General features: G+C 70.2%; 14 protein-coding genes. 8 read left to right on the top strand and 6 right to left on the bottom strand.

Annotated elements, in window-relative coordinates:
- Positions 1–141: 141 nt before the first annotated feature.
- On the bottom strand, positions 142–438 hold the full coding sequence (gene groES / locus BM355_RS01240) for a co-chaperone GroES (protein WP_091693059.1): 297 nt from the start codon (positions 436–438) through the stop codon (positions 142–144).
- A gap of 556 nt (positions 439–994) precedes the next feature.
- On the opposite strand from groES, the gene BM355_RS01235 reads away from it, so the two are divergent.
- From BM355_RS01235 to BM355_RS01220, 4 genes are read left to right on the top strand one after another with little or no spacing between them, the layout of a single operon-like run.
- Positions 995–2,098 (top strand): siderophore ABC transporter substrate-binding protein, encoded by a 1,104-nt coding sequence (locus tag BM355_RS01235; protein ID WP_245760511.1) that lies wholly within the window; start codon positions 995–997, stop codon positions 2,096–2,098.
- A gap of 44 nt (positions 2,099–2,142) precedes the next feature.
- Positions 2,143–3,309: an ABC transporter permease gene (locus tag BM355_RS01230; RefSeq protein WP_245760510.1), complete on the top strand. Its 1,167-nt coding sequence runs from the start codon at positions 2,143–2,145 to the stop codon at positions 3,307–3,309.
- Positions 3,306–4,448 (top strand): iron chelate uptake ABC transporter family permease subunit, encoded by a 1,143-nt coding sequence (locus BM355_RS01225; protein WP_245760509.1) that lies wholly within the window; start codon positions 3,306–3,308, stop codon positions 4,446–4,448. Before BM355_RS01230 ends, BM355_RS01225 begins: the two co-directional genes overlap by 4 nt.
- Complete coding sequence (locus BM355_RS01220) at positions 4,448–5,350, top strand: iron ABC transporter ATP-binding protein (RefSeq protein ID WP_245760508.1); 903 nt, start codon at positions 4,448–4,450, stop codon at positions 5,348–5,350. Before BM355_RS01225 ends, BM355_RS01220 begins: the two co-directional genes overlap by 1 nt.
- Before the next feature lie 133 nt (positions 5,351–5,483).
- Here the strand turns inward: BM355_RS01220 and BM355_RS01215 are convergent, their stop codons facing one another.
- The 3 genes from BM355_RS01215 to BM355_RS01205 all read right to left on the bottom strand — a co-directional run bounded on the left by BM355_RS01215 (position 5,484) and on the right by BM355_RS01205 (position 8,725).
- Positions 5,484–6,572, bottom strand: a complete 1,089-nt coding sequence (locus tag BM355_RS01215) for a hypothetical protein (RefSeq protein WP_091693057.1) — start codon at positions 6,570–6,572, stop codon at positions 5,484–5,486.
- Between the two features lie 151 nt (positions 6,573–6,723).
- A complete protein-coding gene (locus BM355_RS01210; RefSeq protein ID WP_091693054.1) occupies positions 6,724–8,130 on the bottom strand; it encodes a M28 family peptidase in 1,407 nt (468 codons plus the stop codon).
- 103 nt (positions 8,131–8,233) lie between these two features.
- Positions 8,234–8,725: a hypothetical protein gene (locus BM355_RS01205; RefSeq protein ID WP_091693051.1), complete on the bottom strand. Its 492-nt coding sequence runs from the start codon at positions 8,723–8,725 to the stop codon at positions 8,234–8,236.
- A 42-nt stretch (positions 8,726–8,767) separates the two neighbouring features.
- Here BM355_RS01205 and BM355_RS01200 point away from each other — a divergent pair, with 42 nt between their 5' ends.
- The 4 genes from BM355_RS01200 to BM355_RS01185 all read left to right on the top strand — a co-directional run bounded on the left by BM355_RS01200 (position 8,768) and on the right by BM355_RS01185 (position 13,457).
- On the top strand, positions 8,768–10,141 hold the full coding sequence (locus BM355_RS01200; RefSeq protein ID WP_245760507.1) for a class I SAM-dependent methyltransferase: 1,374 nt from the start codon (positions 8,768–8,770) through the stop codon (positions 10,139–10,141).
- A gap of 251 nt (positions 10,142–10,392) precedes the next feature.
- Positions 10,393–10,623, top strand: a complete 231-nt coding sequence (locus tag BM355_RS01195) for a heavy-metal-associated domain-containing protein (RefSeq protein WP_091693048.1) — start codon at positions 10,393–10,395, stop codon at positions 10,621–10,623.
- An 85-nt stretch (positions 10,624–10,708) separates the two neighbouring features.
- Entirely contained in the window at positions 10,709–12,709 is a 2,001-nt protein-coding gene (locus BM355_RS01190) for a heavy metal translocating P-type ATPase (protein ID WP_091693045.1), read from the top strand.
- Between the two features lie 46 nt (positions 12,710–12,755).
- Positions 12,756–13,457, top strand: coding sequence for a Crp/Fnr family transcriptional regulator (locus BM355_RS01185; protein WP_091693043.1), 702 nt, complete (start codon positions 12,756–12,758; stop codon positions 13,455–13,457).
- A gap of 170 nt (positions 13,458–13,627) precedes the next feature.
- On the opposite strand, the gene BM355_RS01180 is transcribed toward BM355_RS01185, so the two are convergent.
- Together BM355_RS01180 and BM355_RS01175 are read right to left on the bottom strand one after the other, a co-directional pair.
- Positions 13,628–15,397, bottom strand: a complete 1,770-nt coding sequence (locus BM355_RS01180) for a glycoside hydrolase family 3 N-terminal domain-containing protein (protein ID WP_342715171.1) — start codon at positions 15,395–15,397, stop codon at positions 13,628–13,630.
- Between the two features lie 34 nt (positions 15,398–15,431).
- On the bottom strand, positions 15,432–17,090 hold the full coding sequence (locus tag BM355_RS01175) for an ABC1 kinase family protein (protein ID WP_091693040.1): 1,659 nt from the start codon (positions 17,088–17,090) through the stop codon (positions 15,432–15,434).
- Positions 17,091–17,133: the final 43 nt, after the last annotated feature.

The following is a 17,133-nucleotide window of genomic DNA, read 5'->3' as shown; positions in this document are numbered from 1 at the left end:
ATGAAAAGTTCAGGTGTGGGGGGCCGTCGTCGTCAACGCTGTTCAGCACAGGCGTCCCGACGACGGCGGGAGACGCGCGCAGGCCCGGCCAGTGAGATGGCCGGCCGGGCCTGGAGCGTCAGGTGCGGTCAGAGACCGGGGTCACTTGGTGACGATGGCCAGCACGTCGCGGGCGGAGAGGACCAGGTACTCCTCGCCGGAGACCTTCACCTCGGTGCCGCCGTACTTGGAGTAAAGGACCACGTCGCCCTCGGAGACATCCACGGGGACGCGGTTGCCGTTGTCATCGACGCGGCCGGGGCCCACGGCCACGACCTGGCCCTCCTGGGGCTTCTCCTTGGCGGTGTCCGGGATGACCAGGCCGGAAGCGGTGGTCTGCTCGGCTTCCAGCGGACGGACAACAATGCGATCCTCGAGGGGCTTGATGGAGACAGACATGGCTGCGCTCTCCTTCGTATCTGATGGCCGGCCGCCCAGGCGTGCGGGGCGGACCGGAGAACTGGGAATCTGTTGTGCGCCGGAGGCTGACCAACCGTCGTCGCGGGTGCCGGATGGCAGGTCCTTCAGGCTTGGCACCCGGTCGCCCGGAGTGCCAGAAATGACTCTAGGCGCGCGATTAGCACTCGGTCAAGGTGAGTGCCAGAGGTGTGGCGTGACGCCCCGGATCGCTCCTCGCGTCGTCATTCGTCTTTCTCGATCCTGGTGGCCATCTGGCCGCACCTGCCCCACTGACGGACGGCGACGGTGCCCGGCTCCTCATCACCGCGCGCCAAGCCGTGCGTCATTAGCGCACAAAATATGTTCGTATTGAGCCCTTTCGCTTGCGGTTAGGTAAGGCTTACCTCTACGCTGAGACCTCGAGGCTTCAATAACGCAACACACTCGTTCGCTTATTCGGCCAGACCCCCAGCGCAGCACCGGTGCACTCGGTGCGTGGAGGACTGTGTCCGGTGAGCACACGGAGCGCCTGCTCCCCGACTCGACTGGAGACCCCGTGTCCTTCACCCGCACCTCTGCCCCCGTGGGCCGCTTCGCCCGCTGGCGCATGATGCTGATGGCCTTCCTCGGTCTGACCGCGCTGGTCACCCTGTCCGCCTGCGGCGGGGCCACCTCCAACGGTTCGGGCGGCGCCACCACCCCTGGCGACACCCCGTCCTCGACCAGCTCCGGCTCGTCGAACACCGGCGGGCCAGTGACCGCCACGGACAACGGCGACGGCACCATCACCGTCCAGCACTCTCAGGGCACCACCGAGGTCCCGGCCAACCCGGAGAAAGTCTTCGTCTTCGACCTGGGCGTGATGGACACCATGAACGCGATCGGCGTGCAGCCGGCTGGCGTCCCCGAGGCCCAGTACTCGGAGTCCCTGCAGGGGATCGCTGAGGGTGCAGAGAAGATCGGCGCCATGAAGGAGCCGGACTTCGAGACCATCGCCACCGCCGGCCCGGACCTGATCATCACCTCGGGCCGCACTGCTGAGGCCTACGGGGAGCTCTCCAAGATCGCCCCCACCGTGAATCTGGCCGTGGACATGACCGACCCCCTGGAGTCCTTCGAGGCCAACGCCAAGGTCATCGGCACCATCTTCGGCAAGACCGAGGCCGTGGAAGGCAAGCTCAGGGGCATCGAGGGCAAGATCGAGGACGCCAAGGCCACCCTCAAGGAGGCCGGCAAGGGCAGCGGCCTGATCGTGCTCACCTCCGCCGGTGAGGTCACCGCCTACGGTGCCGGCTCCCGCTTCGGTCTGATCCACGACCTGCTGGGCGTCCCCACCGCCGCCGACGTCAAGGCCGAAGGCGCCCACGGTGAGTCCATCTCCTTCGAGTACATCGCCGAGACCAACCCGGATCTGCTGTTCGTGATCGACCGCGATGCCGCCACCGGCGAGGGCGGTCAGGCCGCCGACGCTGTCCTGGACAACGATCTGGTCAACGGCACCAACGCCGCCCGCAACGGGGACATCATCCAGCTGGATCCGACCAACTGGTACGTCGTCGGCTACGGACTGAACAGCCTGCCGCAGATGATCAACCAGGTCGTCAACGGCGTGGTCACCGAGTCCACCACCGGCGGCACCGACGCCACCTCGGACAGCTGACCCCAGACACCGCAGTCCACACACAAGGAACCGCTGATCCCCTGATGTCAGACACCACGGCCAATGCGCCGTCTGCACCACCAGCCCGCCCGGGAGTGCCCCCGGGCGGGCTGGCCCGTGTCCGCACTCCCACCGCTCCACCGGTCACCGTCACCGACGCCCGCACCCTGGTGGACATCCGGGCCATGCGCGCGCACCCCGAGGACCACTGCATCACCTCGCGGCAGTTCACCCGGTTCCGGAACACCCGCACCGCCCTGTGGCTGGGCGTGGCCGCCATCCTGATCCTGGCCGTGGTGTCCATGTTCGTGGGCGTCACCAATGTGAGCCTGCCCGCCGTGCTCTCCGGCGACCCCGAGGCCTGGCACATCCTGACCGTCTCGCGCCTGCCCCGCACCGCCGCCGTGCTGCTCTCCGGCCTGGCCATGGCGGTGGCCGGACTGATCATGCAGCTGATGGTCCGCAACCGCTTCGTGGAGCCCTCCACCGCCGGCACCGTCGAGTCCGCCACGGCCGGCATCCTGGTGGCCACCGTCTTCCTGCCGGCGCTGCCGCTGATGGGCAAGATGGGCATCGCTGCGATCTTCGCCCTGGCCGGCACCGCGATCTTCCTGGCGATCATCCGCCGCGTCCCCGCACGCTCCACCCTGCTGGTGCCCCTGGTGGGCATCATGCTCGGTGGTGTCATCGCCGCCATCACCACGTTCTTCGCCTACCGCGTGGACCTGCTCCAGACCCTGAACACCTGGATGATCGGCGACTTCTCCGGTGTGGTCTCCGGCCGCTACGAACTGCTCTGGCTGGTCGGCGCCCTCACGCTTCTCGGCTTCCTGGCTGCGGACCGCTTCACCGTGGCCGGCATGGGTCAGGACGTGGCCACGAACCTGGGCCTGAAGTACCAACAGGTCATGGCGCTGGGGCTGGGACTGGTCTCGGTGATCTCGGCCGTCGTGGTGGTCACCGTGGGCGCCCTGCCCTTCCTGGGACTGGTGGTGCCCAACCTGGTCTCCATGGTGTTCGGAGACAACGCCCGCACCGCCGTGCCCTGGACCGCGATCTTCGGCGCCGGCTTCGTGCTGCTCTGCGACATCGTGGGCCGCACCATCCGCTACCCCTATGAGATCCCGGTCGGCACCATCATCTCCGTGGTGGGCGCGGCCATCTTCCTGGTCCTGCTGCTGCAGACCCGCCGCCGGGGAGCCCGCTCATGACCACGGATCTCACCTCCTCCCCCACCCCGGAGTCCCGCCGGACCATGGAGTCCGGGCGCGGGCTGATCGGCCTGTTCACCGGATCCCGTGGGTCCGGTTCCAGCACAGACCTTCCCGACGACGCCGCCTCCTCCCAGCCTCCCGGCACCCCCGGTGCCGGGCCGGGAGAAGGTGGGGGCCGTCGTCGGGAATCCCGCCGGGCCTGGATCATCGTGGCCGTGCTGGGCGCACTGGCGCTGGCGAGCGTGCTGGCCTTCGTGTTCGTGGGGCTGACCGGCGCGGTGGAGTACATCCTGCCGCGGCGGCTGACCACCGTGGGGGCCATGGTGCTGGTGGCCTACGCCGTGGGCGTGTCCACCGTGCTGTTCCAGACGGTGACCGGGAACCGCATCCTGACCCCGTCCATCATGGGCTTCGACGCGCTGTACGTGCTGATCCAGACCGTGATGGTGTGGGTGTTCACGGCGCAGTCGTTCCTGGGGTTCCCGCCAGCGGTGCGGTTCCTGGCCGAGACCGTGGTGATGGTGGTGTTCGCGGTGGCCCTGTACCGGTGGCTGTTCACCGGGGCGCACCAGTCGCTGCACCTGGTGCTGCTGATCGGGATCGTGTTCGCCACCCTGTTCCGGGGCATCTCCGCTCTGCTGCAGAAGCTGATGGAGCCCTCGGAGTTCACCATCCTGCAGGACCTGTTCTTCGCCTCCTTCGGCATGGTGGATCCGCAGCTGCTGGGACTGGCGGCGGTGATGCTGGCGCTGGCGAGCATCCCCGTGTGGCGGATGCGCCATGAGCTGGACGTGCTGGCCCTGGGTCGGCAGTCCGCCGTCTCCCTGGGCGTGGACCACCGTGCCCGGACCATGCAGATCCTGGTGATCGCCGCCGTGATGGTGGCCGTGTCCACCGCCCTGGTGGGACCGGTGACGTTCTTCGGCCTGCTGGTGGCCAACCTGGCCTACCAGGTGGGTGCGTTCCGGCACCGCTGGGTGCTGCCGGCGGCAGTGTTCCTGGGGATCGTGCTGCTGGCCGGCGGGCAGATGGTCCTGCAGCACGTGTTCGGCTTCAACACGGCGCTGAGCATCATCATCGAGTTCGCGGGCGGGATCGTGTTCCTGGCCATGCTGTTGAGAGGAAAGGTGCGCTGATGGCAGTGCAGACCGAGTATGAGCTGACCGCCGGTACGCTGGACGGCATGGATTCGCCGCAGTCGGGACGTCAGACGCCGGATGCCCCAGCCGCGAACGGCAGCCACTCGATCCATGCCGATCCCCCGGTGCCCGGCGTTCCGGCGATCGACCTGCAGGGCGTGGTGAAGGCCTATGACCGCACCCGCGTGGTGGACGAGGTCACCGCCCAGATCCCCGCCGGCGGCGTCACCTCGATCATCGGGCCCAACGGCGCCGGCAAGTCCACGCTGCTCTCCATGATCGGACGCCTGCTGCAGGCCGACGGCGGGACGATCGCCGTGGGCGGCCAGGACGTGTTCGACTCCGACACCCGCGCGTTGGCCCGCAAGCTGGCCGTGCTGCGTCAGGAGAACACCACCACCGTGCGCCTGACCGTGTGGGACCTGGTCTCCTTCGGACGCTTCCCGCACCACGGCGGACGCCCCGGCACGGATGATGAGCGTCTGGTCAGCCAGGCCCTGGGGTACATGGACCTGCACTCCTTCGCCGGGCGGTACCTGGACGAGCTCTCCGGCGGTCAGCGGCAGCGCGCGTACATCGCCATGGTGCTGGCCCAGGACACCGACGTGCTGCTGCTGGATGAGCCGCTGAACAACCTGGACATGAAGCACGCCGTGGAGATGATGCGCCTGATCCGGCGGATGGCCGACGAGCTGGGCAAGACCGTGGTGATCGTCATCCACGACATCAACTTCGCCTCCTGCTACTCGGACACCATCCTGGCCATGAAGTCCGGTCGGCTGGTGCACCAGGGCCGCCCGGATCAGCTGATGTGCTCGGAGACGCTCAAGGACATCTACGACGTGGACATCCTGGTCGAGGAGATCCGCGGCAAGAAGATCGGCATCTACTTCAGCTGATGCGGGGCGCTCGGCCGGCCGCGCAGTGCCGCCGACCTGACCTGGCCTGCTCCCACCCCCTTCCCGGGACATCTCTCGCCCCCTTCAGAGGATGTTCTGTCCCGAGAAGGGGGTGAATGCGAGTCGGCACCCCTCAACGAGCCCGCGGCACTCCGGCTTCGAGCAGCTGCGCCTCGAACGCCCGCTCGTTCATCAGGTCCTTCCACATCCAGCGGATCACCCTCCGGTCCGCACCGGCCAGCTTGAGCTCCCGGCGGCGTTCAGCCACCAGCACCTCCTCGGCCGTGCGACCGTTCCGTTCAACGGCACCGGTGTACTTGGTCATGCCGTCGAACTCACCGATCAGCTGGACCTGCTTCCACCAGAAGTCTGGACGCCCCAGGAACTCTCCGCTCGGCGAGCGGAACTCGACCTGCAGCTCCGGCAGCACGAACCCGAGTTCATGGATGATCACCCTGCTGAGGGACTCACCCACGGATTCGGACCGTCCATCGGCGAAGTCGACGGCACAGTCGAATCGCCGCGTGGCGTTCTTCCGCGGCTGGATCTCGCGGGCCTGAGCCGCCAGCTGCTCGAACGAACGCCCCATCCGCCGGGCCAGGTCATCCGCCGACGGCACCGCCTGCCGCAATGACTCTTGGGACAGAACACTCGCGAGAACGGTCGGAAGCGGATCCGTCCGAACATCCAGCAGGTAGGTGCCGTCGCTGAGACTGACAGGGATCCGGACCGACTGGTCCCGGCCCGTGCCACATCCCAGGAGGTTGGCGTACCGGCGGACGGGAGGCAGAGCCGGCAGAGTGTGGCGCAGGCGCCTGTGCCGCGGATCGGTGCTGAGGCGATCAGCCGCTGCCCGCACGGCCTCGGGATTGACGTAGGGAGAAGTGGGTTCAACAGTTCCTGACTTGCTCGGCGTGCTGGCCCGGACGTGCAGGTCCGTGGGGACCTCCAGCAATGACATTCCGAACAGGTCCGCCCCGGTCAGATGACAGAAGACGGCCTGGCCTCGCCGTGAGGCCGCGTGCGCGGCGATGGCCATCCGGTACCTGTCCCACGCTGGAGTGGTCAGCCAGCGGTCGGTCTCCGTGTAGACCCCACTGGCCAGTCGCACCAGATTGCCCCGCTGGGCCCCGCGGGAGAGCGCCCGTGCCGCCGCCGGACGATCATGATGGTCCACGATCAGCAGCGCGGGATCATGGATGTCGGTGACGAGCGAGGGCATGCGGCCAGTCTGGTGAAGTCACCGGCTTCTCGCTCGAGCCGCTCACCGACCTGTGGACAACATCCAGCCTCAGCGGACCCCTGGGACCCCCTTCTCGGGACAGTGTCGAGCCCTCCGGCCCACTGACTGTCCCGAGAAGGGGGTCAGAGCATCAGGAACGGGCCAGGGCCAGTGCCGCCGCCCCCTGGATCTCCATGGAGATGGTCAGCCGCTCCACGGAGATGTTCGCGGCGATCGTGTCATCGGCGGAGTGGTACTCGGGCTCCAGCAGGGCGGGGGTCTCCACGCCGCGCCAGGAGAAGTTCCCGCTGTGCACGCCCACCTCGGAGAAGGACTGGTGGTCACTGGACCCACGCGGAGTCACGTCACTCATCTGCGCGCGGTAGCCCAGCCGCTCACCGGCAGCCAGCACCTGGGCGTTGACCGGATTGGACTCACCGAAGTAGTCCAACACCCAGTACTTCTCGGCCGGATCCCAGCTGGTGCCCACCATGTCATTGTTGAACACGCCGGCCAGCCGTGCCTTCTGCGCAGCGTCCAGACCACGGGCGTAGAGGCGGGAACCGACTAGGCCGACCTCCTCTGACCCCCAGAGCGAGAACGAGAGGTCGGACGAGGTGGGCAGGTTGCGCATGGTCCGGGCCAGCTCCAGGCAGAGCACGGTTCCCGAGCCGTCGTCGTTGGCACCCCGGGCGCCGATCACCGAGTCGTAGTGGGCGCACAGCATGACCTCCTGGCGCGATCTGCTGGGCGGACCGCCCTTCTTCCCGGCACGCCGGGCCAGCACGTTCTGGCTGGTGGGGCTCAGGTACTGCACGGTGGTCAGGCTCAACGTCACCGGCCCCCGAGACAGGGCAGTCAGCAGCGCATGCTTCTGCACCTGCCCCACACCCACCACAGGAATCCCGACGTCGGCCGTCAGGGTGGGTGCGAAGGCGGAGGCCTGCCGAGGGTAGGCAGCATCGACACGGGTGGCGATCACGGCCTCGGCACCACGGGCAGCCGCGGCCACGGCCAGGGGCGTGATGTCCTCGGTGACGGTGACCACGCGCATCAGGATCTGCCCGCGCAGGTCCGGTGGCAGGTCGGCGAGAGAGCCGGACGGAGCCACGGTGAGCGTTCCGCGCACGGTGGTGTCCTGGGCGGCCCGGGCAGCCGAGCCCACGCCCCAGGCGATGCTGGTGTCCAGTGCAGGTCCACTGAGCTCGCCGACTCGACGGTCCGGGACGGTGAACTCCTGGAGCTGGACGTCATACCCGTAGGAGTCCAGCACGCCGGCGATGTAGTCGGCCGCCGCCTTCTCCTGGGGTGTCCCGCTGTAGCGCTGGCCGATCCCCTCGGTCAGGTGGGTCAGGTGCTCGATGGCATTCTCGGGGCGCAGCTGGTTGATGATCTGCCGGTCCCCGGAGGTCAGCTTCGGAGCGCGGACCGCACCAGGACGGGCGCCGTCAGCAGCCCAGCTCGGCCAGGCGATGGTGCTGAGGGCACCGGCTCCGCCGAGGGCGAGCAAGGCGCGGCGCGAGAGCTGCGGTGAGGACTGGGGGTGTGAGTGAGACATGGGATCCCTTCCATGGTGACGCCACGGCGTTGTGACGATCCTCACATCCTGTCACGGCTCGGGGCATCTCGCACCGGCCCGCAGACGCACCCGGTGACGCCGGTCAGCGGGCCCGGCGGTAGCGGAAGATCGTCAGTCCGCCGATGCACAGCCCCACGAACGCCACGCCCAGCACCACCAACGGCAGGCTCACGGGGCCCCAGAGCAGTTCGCGGCGAAGTTCGGCGCTCTCCGGGGAGTCGCCCAGCAGGTTCGCACCGCCCACCGCCAGGCTGCCGGAGACCAGCGACTGGATCACCACGGTGGCGATCAGCAGTCCGGCGGCCAGCAGTCCCAGCGCCATGGAGCCGTAGAGCAGCCACTTGGCCCAGCGCGGCGCACCGGCGGCCTGCTGCGAGGCCCAGGTCTGCTCCCCGTACTGGCCGTCCTGGTCCGACTCGTCGAACTCCCCGAACAGGTCGTAGTCCTGCCCCTCGCCCGCGGCGCGGCCGGAGCGCTCGGTGAGGGAGCCGTCGTCGGGACGCTCCTCTGTGGCGCGCTGGAGAGACGGGTTCGTGTCCAGCGGCGCGATGCGCGGAGTGGGGCGGCGAGGCATGCCCCCAGCCTAGTTCGTCCGGGGCGGCGGTAGCGTGGAGTGGTGCCCGCCGAAACCTCTTCAGACCAGCCGTCCCTGGACCCCACCGACCTCTCCCCCGTCCTCTCGCCGGAGGGGTGGGCGCTGCTGAACCGGCTGAGCGCAGAGGGTTCCTACCGCGAGGCCGATGCGCTGTCCCTCTCCACGCGGCTGCGCAAGGACGGGCACGCGCCGAAGCTGGTCTCGGCGGTGCTGACCCAGCTGCGGCTGCGTGGGAAGGCGGAGGCGAAGTTCGGGCCGTTCGCGGAGTCGATGGTGCTGACTCAGGCGGGGCTGGAGCAGGCCACGCGGCTGCAGGTCGCGGCGCTGCACGCGGGCCGGTTCGCGGGGGCAGGCGTGCGGCATGTGGCCGATCTGGGCTGCGGCCTCGGGGCGGACTCCATGGCCATGGCGTCTCTGGATCTGCAGGTCACCGCGGTGGAGCGTGACCCCACGGTGGCGGCGGCGGCCACGGTCAATCTGATGCCCTTCCCCACCGCGCAGGTGGTGTGCGCGGACGCGGTCCAGTGGGCGCAGCAGGCAGGCGCGCTGCCGGCAGAGCTTCCCGACGGCGGCCCCTCGCCTGAGGCAGGCGAGGTCGCTGAGGGTGGGGCGCAGGGTGCGCCGGACGGGTTCTGGCTGGATCCGGCGCGGCGGGTGCTCTCCTCCTCCGGGTCCTCGCGGGTGTTCGATCCGGAGGTGTTCTCTCCCCCGCTGTCCTTCGTGGAACAGCTGGCCGACTCCGGAGTGGCCGTGGGCGTGAAGATGGGCCCGGGCATCCCGCACGGCGCGGTCCCGGCGGGCTGTGAGGCGCAGTGGGTGTCCGTGGGCGGCGAGGTGACCGAGGCCGTGCTGTGGTTCAACGCGGTCGCACGGCCCAACGTGCGCCGGGCGGCCCTGGTGCTGGGCTCGGGACCGGATCCGGCCAGCCCCGCGGAGATCACCTCGCCCCAGGACTTCGGCGACTCGCACGCGGCGGAGGTGGCCGGCGTCGGGGGTGTGGGTGGCTGGCTCTATGAGCCGGACGGTGCCGTGATCCGTGCAGGGCTGGTGGCGGACCTGGTGGCGCGCGAGTTCGGCGGTGTGCGCGGGCGACTGCTGGATGAGCACATCGCCTACTTCTGTGCGGATGAGCAGGTGGAGACGCCGTTCGCGCGGGCGTACGAGGTGCTGACCGTGATGCCCTACCACGTGAAGAGTCTGCGGCGGTGGGTCAAGGACACCGGCGTGACGCGGCTGGACATCAAGAAGCGCGGCATGGCGGTGACGCCGGAAGAGGTGCGGCGGCTGCTGATGAGCGGGCAGAAGGGCAAGGGGGCAGGCGCAGGCCGGCACACCACCCTGGTGCTGACCCGCGTGGGCCAGGAGCGCCTGGCGATCGAGGTCCGCCCCGTCTGAGAGTGCCGGGCCTGTGGACACCGTTCCCAGGACATCTCGGGGGTCGTGGGGCCGATTCCTGTCCTGGGAACGGTGTCGACGTGTTCCGGGTCCCGCGCCGGCCCCCGTCCGTGCCAGCGCCCGTCCTCGTGCGCCCGTCACGGGGCTTGACGCGCGTCAAGGTGCCGGCTGCGGTTCGTTCGTAGGTTGAGGACATCAGCAGGGAACTGCTGATGGACCATTGAAGAACCGCCACCGGAAGGGGTCTCACCATGACCGCCACCACCACCCACACCGTCCTGCGCGCCGAGGGCTTCTCCTGCCCCTCCTGCGTCCACAAGATCGAGAAGCAGGTCGGCCGGCTCCCCGGCGTGGAGGCCGTGAAGGTCCACTTCGCCTCGGCCCGGATCGAGATCGACCACGACGCCGAGCGCGTCTCCGTGGACGACCTCGTGGCCGCCGTGGCCAAGGCCGGCTACGCCGCGGCTCCGTCCACCTTCTGACCGGCGGCTGAGCCGCCCCGCGCGTCTCCCGCCCAGCGCCCCTCTTCCCCTCCCCGTTCCTCATCTCTCGAAAGGTCGTACCGCCATGACCAGGCTCCGGACATGGGCTCGCGGCACCTGGGCCGTCCCCGTGGTGTCGGGAGTCCTCATCCTGCTCTCCTTCGCCCTCCAGCACCTGGCCGGCGGGGCGTGGAACGCCGCCGTCGCCCCCCAGTGGTGGATCGACGCCGGAGAGCACGCCCATACAGCAGCCAGCACCTTCACCCTGGCCGACGTCGCCATGCTCGCCGCCGCCGCGGTGGCCGGATACCGGATCCTGCTCCAGGCCGCCCGGGCCCTGACCGCCCGGGTGATCGGGATCGACCTGCTCGTGTCCGTGGCCGCCCTCGGCGCCGTGGTCATCGGCAACTTCTGGGAGTCGGCGGCCGTGACCTTCCTGTTCGCCGTGGGCCACGCCCTGGAGTCGGCCACCCTGACCAAGACCCGGTCGGCTCTGGCCGAGCTGGTGGCCGTAGCCCCGGACACCGCCGTGGTGCTGCGGGACGGAGCGCAGGTGCACGTCCCGGCCGGCCAGGTGCAGGTAGGAGAGACCGTGCTCGTCAAGAACGGCGCCAAGGTCCCCGTGGACGGGATCGTGCTGGACGGCACCGGCGCCCTGGAGGAGGCCTCCATCACCGGAGAGTCCATCCCGGTGGAGAAGTCCGCACAGGACCAGGTCTTCGCCGGCACCGTCTCCCGGGGCGGCTTCCTGCAGGTGACGGCCACGGGCATCGGTGCCGACACCACCCTGGCCCGGATCATCCACCGTGTGGAGGAGGCCCAGGACGCCAAGGCCCGCACGCAGGCGTTCATCGACCGCTTCTCGTCCTGGTACACCCCCGCGGTGATGGTGTTGGCCCTGGTGGCCGGGCTGGTCACCCAGGACGTGGTCCTGGCACTGACCCTGCTGGTCATCGGCTGCCCCGGTGCCCTGGTGATCTCCATCCCGGTGGCGATCGTGGCCGGCATCGGCCGGGCCGCCCGCAACGGCATCCTCATCAAGGGCGGCGAGTTCCTGGAGACCGCGGCCCGGATCAGCGCCGTCGCCGTGGACAAGACCGGCACTCTCACGGAGGGACGCCCGGAGCTGACCGACGTCGTCGTCCTCTCCCCCACCATGGACCGCCGAGACGTCCTGCGCTGGGCCGCCGCCGCAGAGGCGGGATCCGAGCACCCGCTCGCCCGGCCCATCCTGGACACCGCCCGCGCGGAGGGCGTGGGAGCCGTCGGCCTCCCGGGCTCCGTCACCCCGGTGCCGGGCAAGGGCATCGTCTCCGTGGTCGACGGGCAGCGGGTGCTCATCGGCAACGCGGCCCTGCTGGAGCAGTACGGGGTGGTGGACGAGGTCGGCGCCGGCCGCCAGGCGCATGAGCTCGCCGCGGCGGGCCGGACACCCATGATCATCGCGCTGGGCGGCACAGTGATCGGCGTGGTGGCGGTGGCCGACCAGGTCCGTACTGACGCCGCCGCGATGGTCCGGGGTCTGCACGAGGCCGGCGTCCGTAAGGTGGTCATGCTCACCGGGGACACCCGCCTGGTGGCCGAGGCCATGGGTGAGGTGACGGGCATCGAGGAGATCCACGCTTCCCTGCTCCCCGAGGACAAGCTCGAGGCGGTGGCCCGGCTGCAGACCGAGGGCCACACGGTCGCCATGGTCGGCGACGGCGTGAACGACGCCCCGGCGCTGGCCACGGCGGACATCGGGGTGGCCATGGGCGCGGCGGGATCAGCCGTGGCCGTGGAGACGGCGGACATCGCCCTGATGGGCGACAACCTGCTCAAGCTCCCGGAGGCCATCAGTCTGGCCAGGCGGACCGCGGCGGTGATGCGTCAGAACATCACGATCGCCCTGGTGACGGTGGTGCTGCTGCTCGCCGGAGTGTTCGGCGGCGGGGTGACCATGTCGATCGGCATGCTGGTCCACGAGGCCTCGGTGCTGGTGGTCATCCTCAACGCCATGCGCCTGCTGCGCACCCGGCAGGGCACGACGAGGGCCTCTCGCTCCCAGCGGATGGCGCCTCAGGCGGTGGTCGCCGATGCGGTCTGAGGGTTCGGCGGCCCCGGCCGGACCCGGTGGGGCAGAATCAGGTGCCATGCGCACCCTGCCCCTCCGGGAGATCCGCCGGGACGAGGACAACTGCGTGGCTCGGGTGCCGATCTTCGCAGGACTCACCCCCGATCAGCAGCAGGCGGTGGCACGGCTGGCCCGGCCCCGCCTGCTGCAACGCGGTGAGCTGCTGTACGCCGATGGAGACGAGCCGGCCGGCATGAGCGTGGTGCACACCGGGCAGGTGGCGCTGACCCGGGGGTCTCCCCAGGGGCGCCGGCGACTGATCCGCGTGTCCGGTCCCGGGCAGACCATCGGCGAGCAGTCCTTCCTCACCGGGGCTCGGGCCACCGACCAGGCCGAGGCCCTGACGGACACGCGCATGTGCGTCTTCACCCACGCCGCCCTGGCGGGGCTGATGCACGAGCACCCCAGCATCGTCCTGCAGATGCTGCGCAGCGTGAGCGAGCGGATGGCCGAGGCCGAACGGCGGCTGGCGTTGAGCTCGGTGGACGTGGACGTCCGGCTGGCCGACTACCTGCTCGATCTCCCTCTGGAGCGCGGCAGCTCCAGCACAGTCCGGCTGCCGCTGGCCAAGAAGGACGTCGCCTCGCTGATCGGCACTACGCCGGAGTCCTTCAGCCGGGCCCTCACCCGGCTGAAGGACCAGGGCCTGGTCCGGGTCCAGGCCGATCGGGTGGTGCTGCTCGACCCGGACCGCCTGGATGCCCTGGTGGCGCAGGCCTGAGTCCGCTGCGGGACGCCCGGCCCCGGCACTCGTGCCCCATGAGGGTGTGCCGCCCGCGGGAGGATGCACCGGGACGGTGCATCACGGTTCGGATGGCTCTGCCGTCCAGCACGTCCCATCCCAGCACCGCACCGGCACCCGGCACCGCACGGTGTCAGCGCGGCGGCTCATCAGCAGCCGGTGCCGGCGGGCCAGTCGCCGACCTGCACCGGCAGGGCACCCGGCGCCTCAGCCTCACCCGTCAGCACGTCCACCAGCGCGGCGAACGCTCCGGGGGTCCGCCCGTACAGGGCCACCAGGGCACCGTCCTCGGACGCGCGGGACTCCGCCAGACCGAACGGGGCGTCCAGAGCCACCACCACGTCCCCGTGGGCAGCCCCGCGCGCCGAGCCCACCAGGGTCACCACCGGGCCGGAGCCGAGCGTCAGCCCCGCCTCCTGCGCGGCATCGGCCAGCCGCATCCGGTCGGTCTCGTCTCCCCCGCGGATCTGCAGGGAGTCGGTCACCATCGACTCACCGCACACCCCGTCCACCACGGTGATCGCCGAGGCGGAGACCTGCTCGCTCACCCCAGCGGCATCGGCGCCCTGGTCCGCCCTGGCCGCCTCATCAGGTCCCGACGACGCCACCTCACCGGCCACGGCATCTCGCCACATCAGCATGGTCACCACGCGCTCGGCCGCCTCGGTCAGCCGTTCCTCCGGCACCTCTCCGTCCTGCACAGCGGACACCAGGGCGCCGTGCGCTCCCACCACGTTCGAGGGCATCAGCAGCAGGTCTGCGCCGGCGGCGAGCGCCCGCACCGGTGCCTCGTTCGGACCGAACCGCTCCACCAGGGCACCCATGTTCAGCGCGTCGGTCACCACCACGCCGTCGTAGTCGGCGTCGCCCAGTCCGCGCAGCGCCTGGTACGCCGCCGACGACACCGAACTGGGGACGCCCGGGTCCAGCTCCGGGACATCCAGGTGCCCCATCATCATCATCGGGGCGTACTGCTCCTCACGGTGGCTCGCGGCGATCAGATCTTGGAAGGGAGCCCAGTCCCGGCTCAGCAGCTCGTCCACGCTCTGGACCTGCTCCGGCATGGTCACGTGGGAGTCGTCCTCCACGGAGCCGTGCCCGGGGAAGTGCTTGGGCGAGGCGAGCACACCGGCCTGCAGCAGCCCCTGCTGTCCGGCGGCACCCAGCGCCGCCACCGCCTCCGGGTCGGAGGAGAAGGACCGGGCCCCGATCGCCGGATCCGCCGCCCCCACGGTCACGTCCACACTTGGGGCGAAGTCCACGGTGAACCCCAGCTCGGCCAGCTCGGCGCCCATCAGCCGGTGCCCGTCTCGCGTCAGCTCGGCGGTCGCACCAGGCTCGGCGTCCTCCCCTGCACCGGCCGGCGCCGCCCCGTAGCTCATCGGGGTGGGCCACTCGGTCAGCGGGGCCTTCACCCGGGCCACGAGTCCACCCTCCTGGTCCACGGCCACCACGCCGGACCAGTCACGCCCGGCCTGCAGCGCCTCCTGAACAGCGGTCAGCTCGGCCGAGAGCGCCTCCAGATCAGCCTCTCCCCCAGAGGTGGGGACGGCGTCGCCCATCACGATCACCCCGCCCAGGTGCAGCCGCTCCAGCTCCTCCGGGCTCGTCCCGGCGGCGCCGAGCTGGCCCACCAGCACCTGGCCGGCCTTCTGGTCCAGGCTCATCTGCGCCACGGCCTCAGCGGCCCGCGAGCGCAGCTCCTCGTCCGGCCCGGCCGCCAGCAGACGCTCCAGCTCGGTCTGAGGCTCCTCCTCAAGGCTTCCCGACGACGGCCCCTCACCACTCTGCCCAGCGCTTCCGGTCCCCCCGGTCACCGAGGTGGACGGACTCTGCCCGCCCGGTGCGGTGCAGCCGGTGAGCAGCAGCAGGGTGGACAGGGAGAGGGCGGAGAGCACACGAGTGCGGGGCAGAGTCACGCCCCCATGCTAGGTCCGCTCGCTGGCAGCCGGCTCAGCGCGCGGCGCGGCGGCGTCGGTAGTCCAGCCAGCCCAGGTACCCGCTGTAGACCGTGGTGGCGGCCAAGCCGGTGCCCAGGGCTGGAAGGTGCCAGCGCCGTCGTCGTTCCGGCTCCGCTGTGGCCACCTGGGTCATGCCACGGACGATCGCCGCACCGATCAGAGCGGCGCCGAAGCGCTGTCCGGCCACGCCCACCCGGTCCACGAGCGGTTCGAACTCGTCGGCGCGGAGGTGGACCTCGGGGCCGCCGGTGTCCAGCATGGTCTGCAGGCGGCGGAACTGCTCGGGCAGGTCATCGGCCAGCTCCAGTAGCCCGGTGCCGGTCTCGGCCAGGCGGCGCATGACGGCGGTGGGGGCGTAGCGGTCCATCAGCATGGCGCGCACATAGGGGCTGAGCACGGTGCCGAGCTGGAAGTCCTGGTCCAGGGTGACGCCCATGCCCTCGGCCATCATGATCATGCGCAGCAGCAGGGCGATCTCGCGGGGCAGCTGCAGGTGGTGCCGGCGCAGCACGCCGAACACGCGCATCAGCAGCGGGCCCATCTTGAACTCGGCGAGCGTCTTGCCGGCGTACAGGTTCACGATCGGCCCGATGTTCCGGGTGAGCGCGGCCATGTCCACCGGCTGACGGCCCGGGGCCACTTCCACCAGGGCGTGGGCGATCCTCCGCGGACTCTTGCGCACCACGGCCCCCAGCAGGGTGCCCAGGTCCGTGCGCAGCTGGGCGTCCAGGGTGCCGACCATGCCGAAGTCGATCAGCGCGATCCGCCCGTCCTCCTCCACGAAGAGGTTGCCGGGGTGCGGGTCGGCGTGGAAGTAGCCGTCCTCGAAGATCATCTGGGCGATCATCTGCGTGGCACGGACGGCGAGCGCGGGACGGTCGATCCCCGCGGCGTCCAGGGCGGCCACGTCGTCGATCTTGATCCCGCCCACACGCTCCATGGTCAGCACGCGCGAGGTGGTGCTCTCCCAGTGCACGGCCGGGATGCGCAGGGCTGGGTTGCCGGCGAAGTTCTGGGCGAACTGCTCGGCGCTGCGTCCCTCTTTGAGGTAGTCCAGCTCGGAGCGCAGGGTGGTGGCGAACTCGTCGGTCAGGCCCACCAGGTCCACGGTGGCCAGGGTGCGTGAACTGCGCGAGGCCGTGGCGGCCAGGTTCTGCAGGATCTCCAGGTCCTGCTCCACCTGGTCCACCACGCCGGGGCGGCGGATCTTCAGGACCACTTCGCGGCCGTCCTGCAGCACGGCGGCGTGGGCCTGCCCCAGGGAGGCGCTGGCCAACGGGGTCCGGTCGAACCGGGCGAAGAGGGTGTCCACGCCGGCGCCGAGTTCGGACTCGACCACCTGCACGATCGTCTCCCCGTCCACGGGGGCGGTGCTGTCCTGCAGCTTGGCCAGTTCGCGGCGGTAGCTCTCCGGGGTCAGGTCCTCACGGGTGGCCAGGGTCTGCCCGAGCTTGACCGCCACCGGACCCATCTCCTCCAGGGCCAGGCGCAGGTGCTCCTGGGGGCTGTACTTCTCACGGTTGGCCTCGGCCTTGAGCGCCTCGAACGGCTTGAGCCGGGGCAGGGGCGCGTTGCCCACCAGATAGCCGAGTCCATGGCGCAGCAGGATCTCCACGATCTGCCGGTAGCGGACGGCGCGTTCCTGGAACATGGGGTGTGGGGCTCCTTCCGGGTCAGGTGCCGTTCTCCACACT

This window comes from Micrococcus terreus (genome assembly GCF_900116905.1).
Lineage (GTDB): Bacteria > Actinomycetota > Actinomycetes > Actinomycetales > Micrococcaceae > Citricoccus > Citricoccus terreus.
Note: the sequence above shows the minus strand (reverse complement) of the source record. Positions and strands in the feature narration are given on the sequence as shown.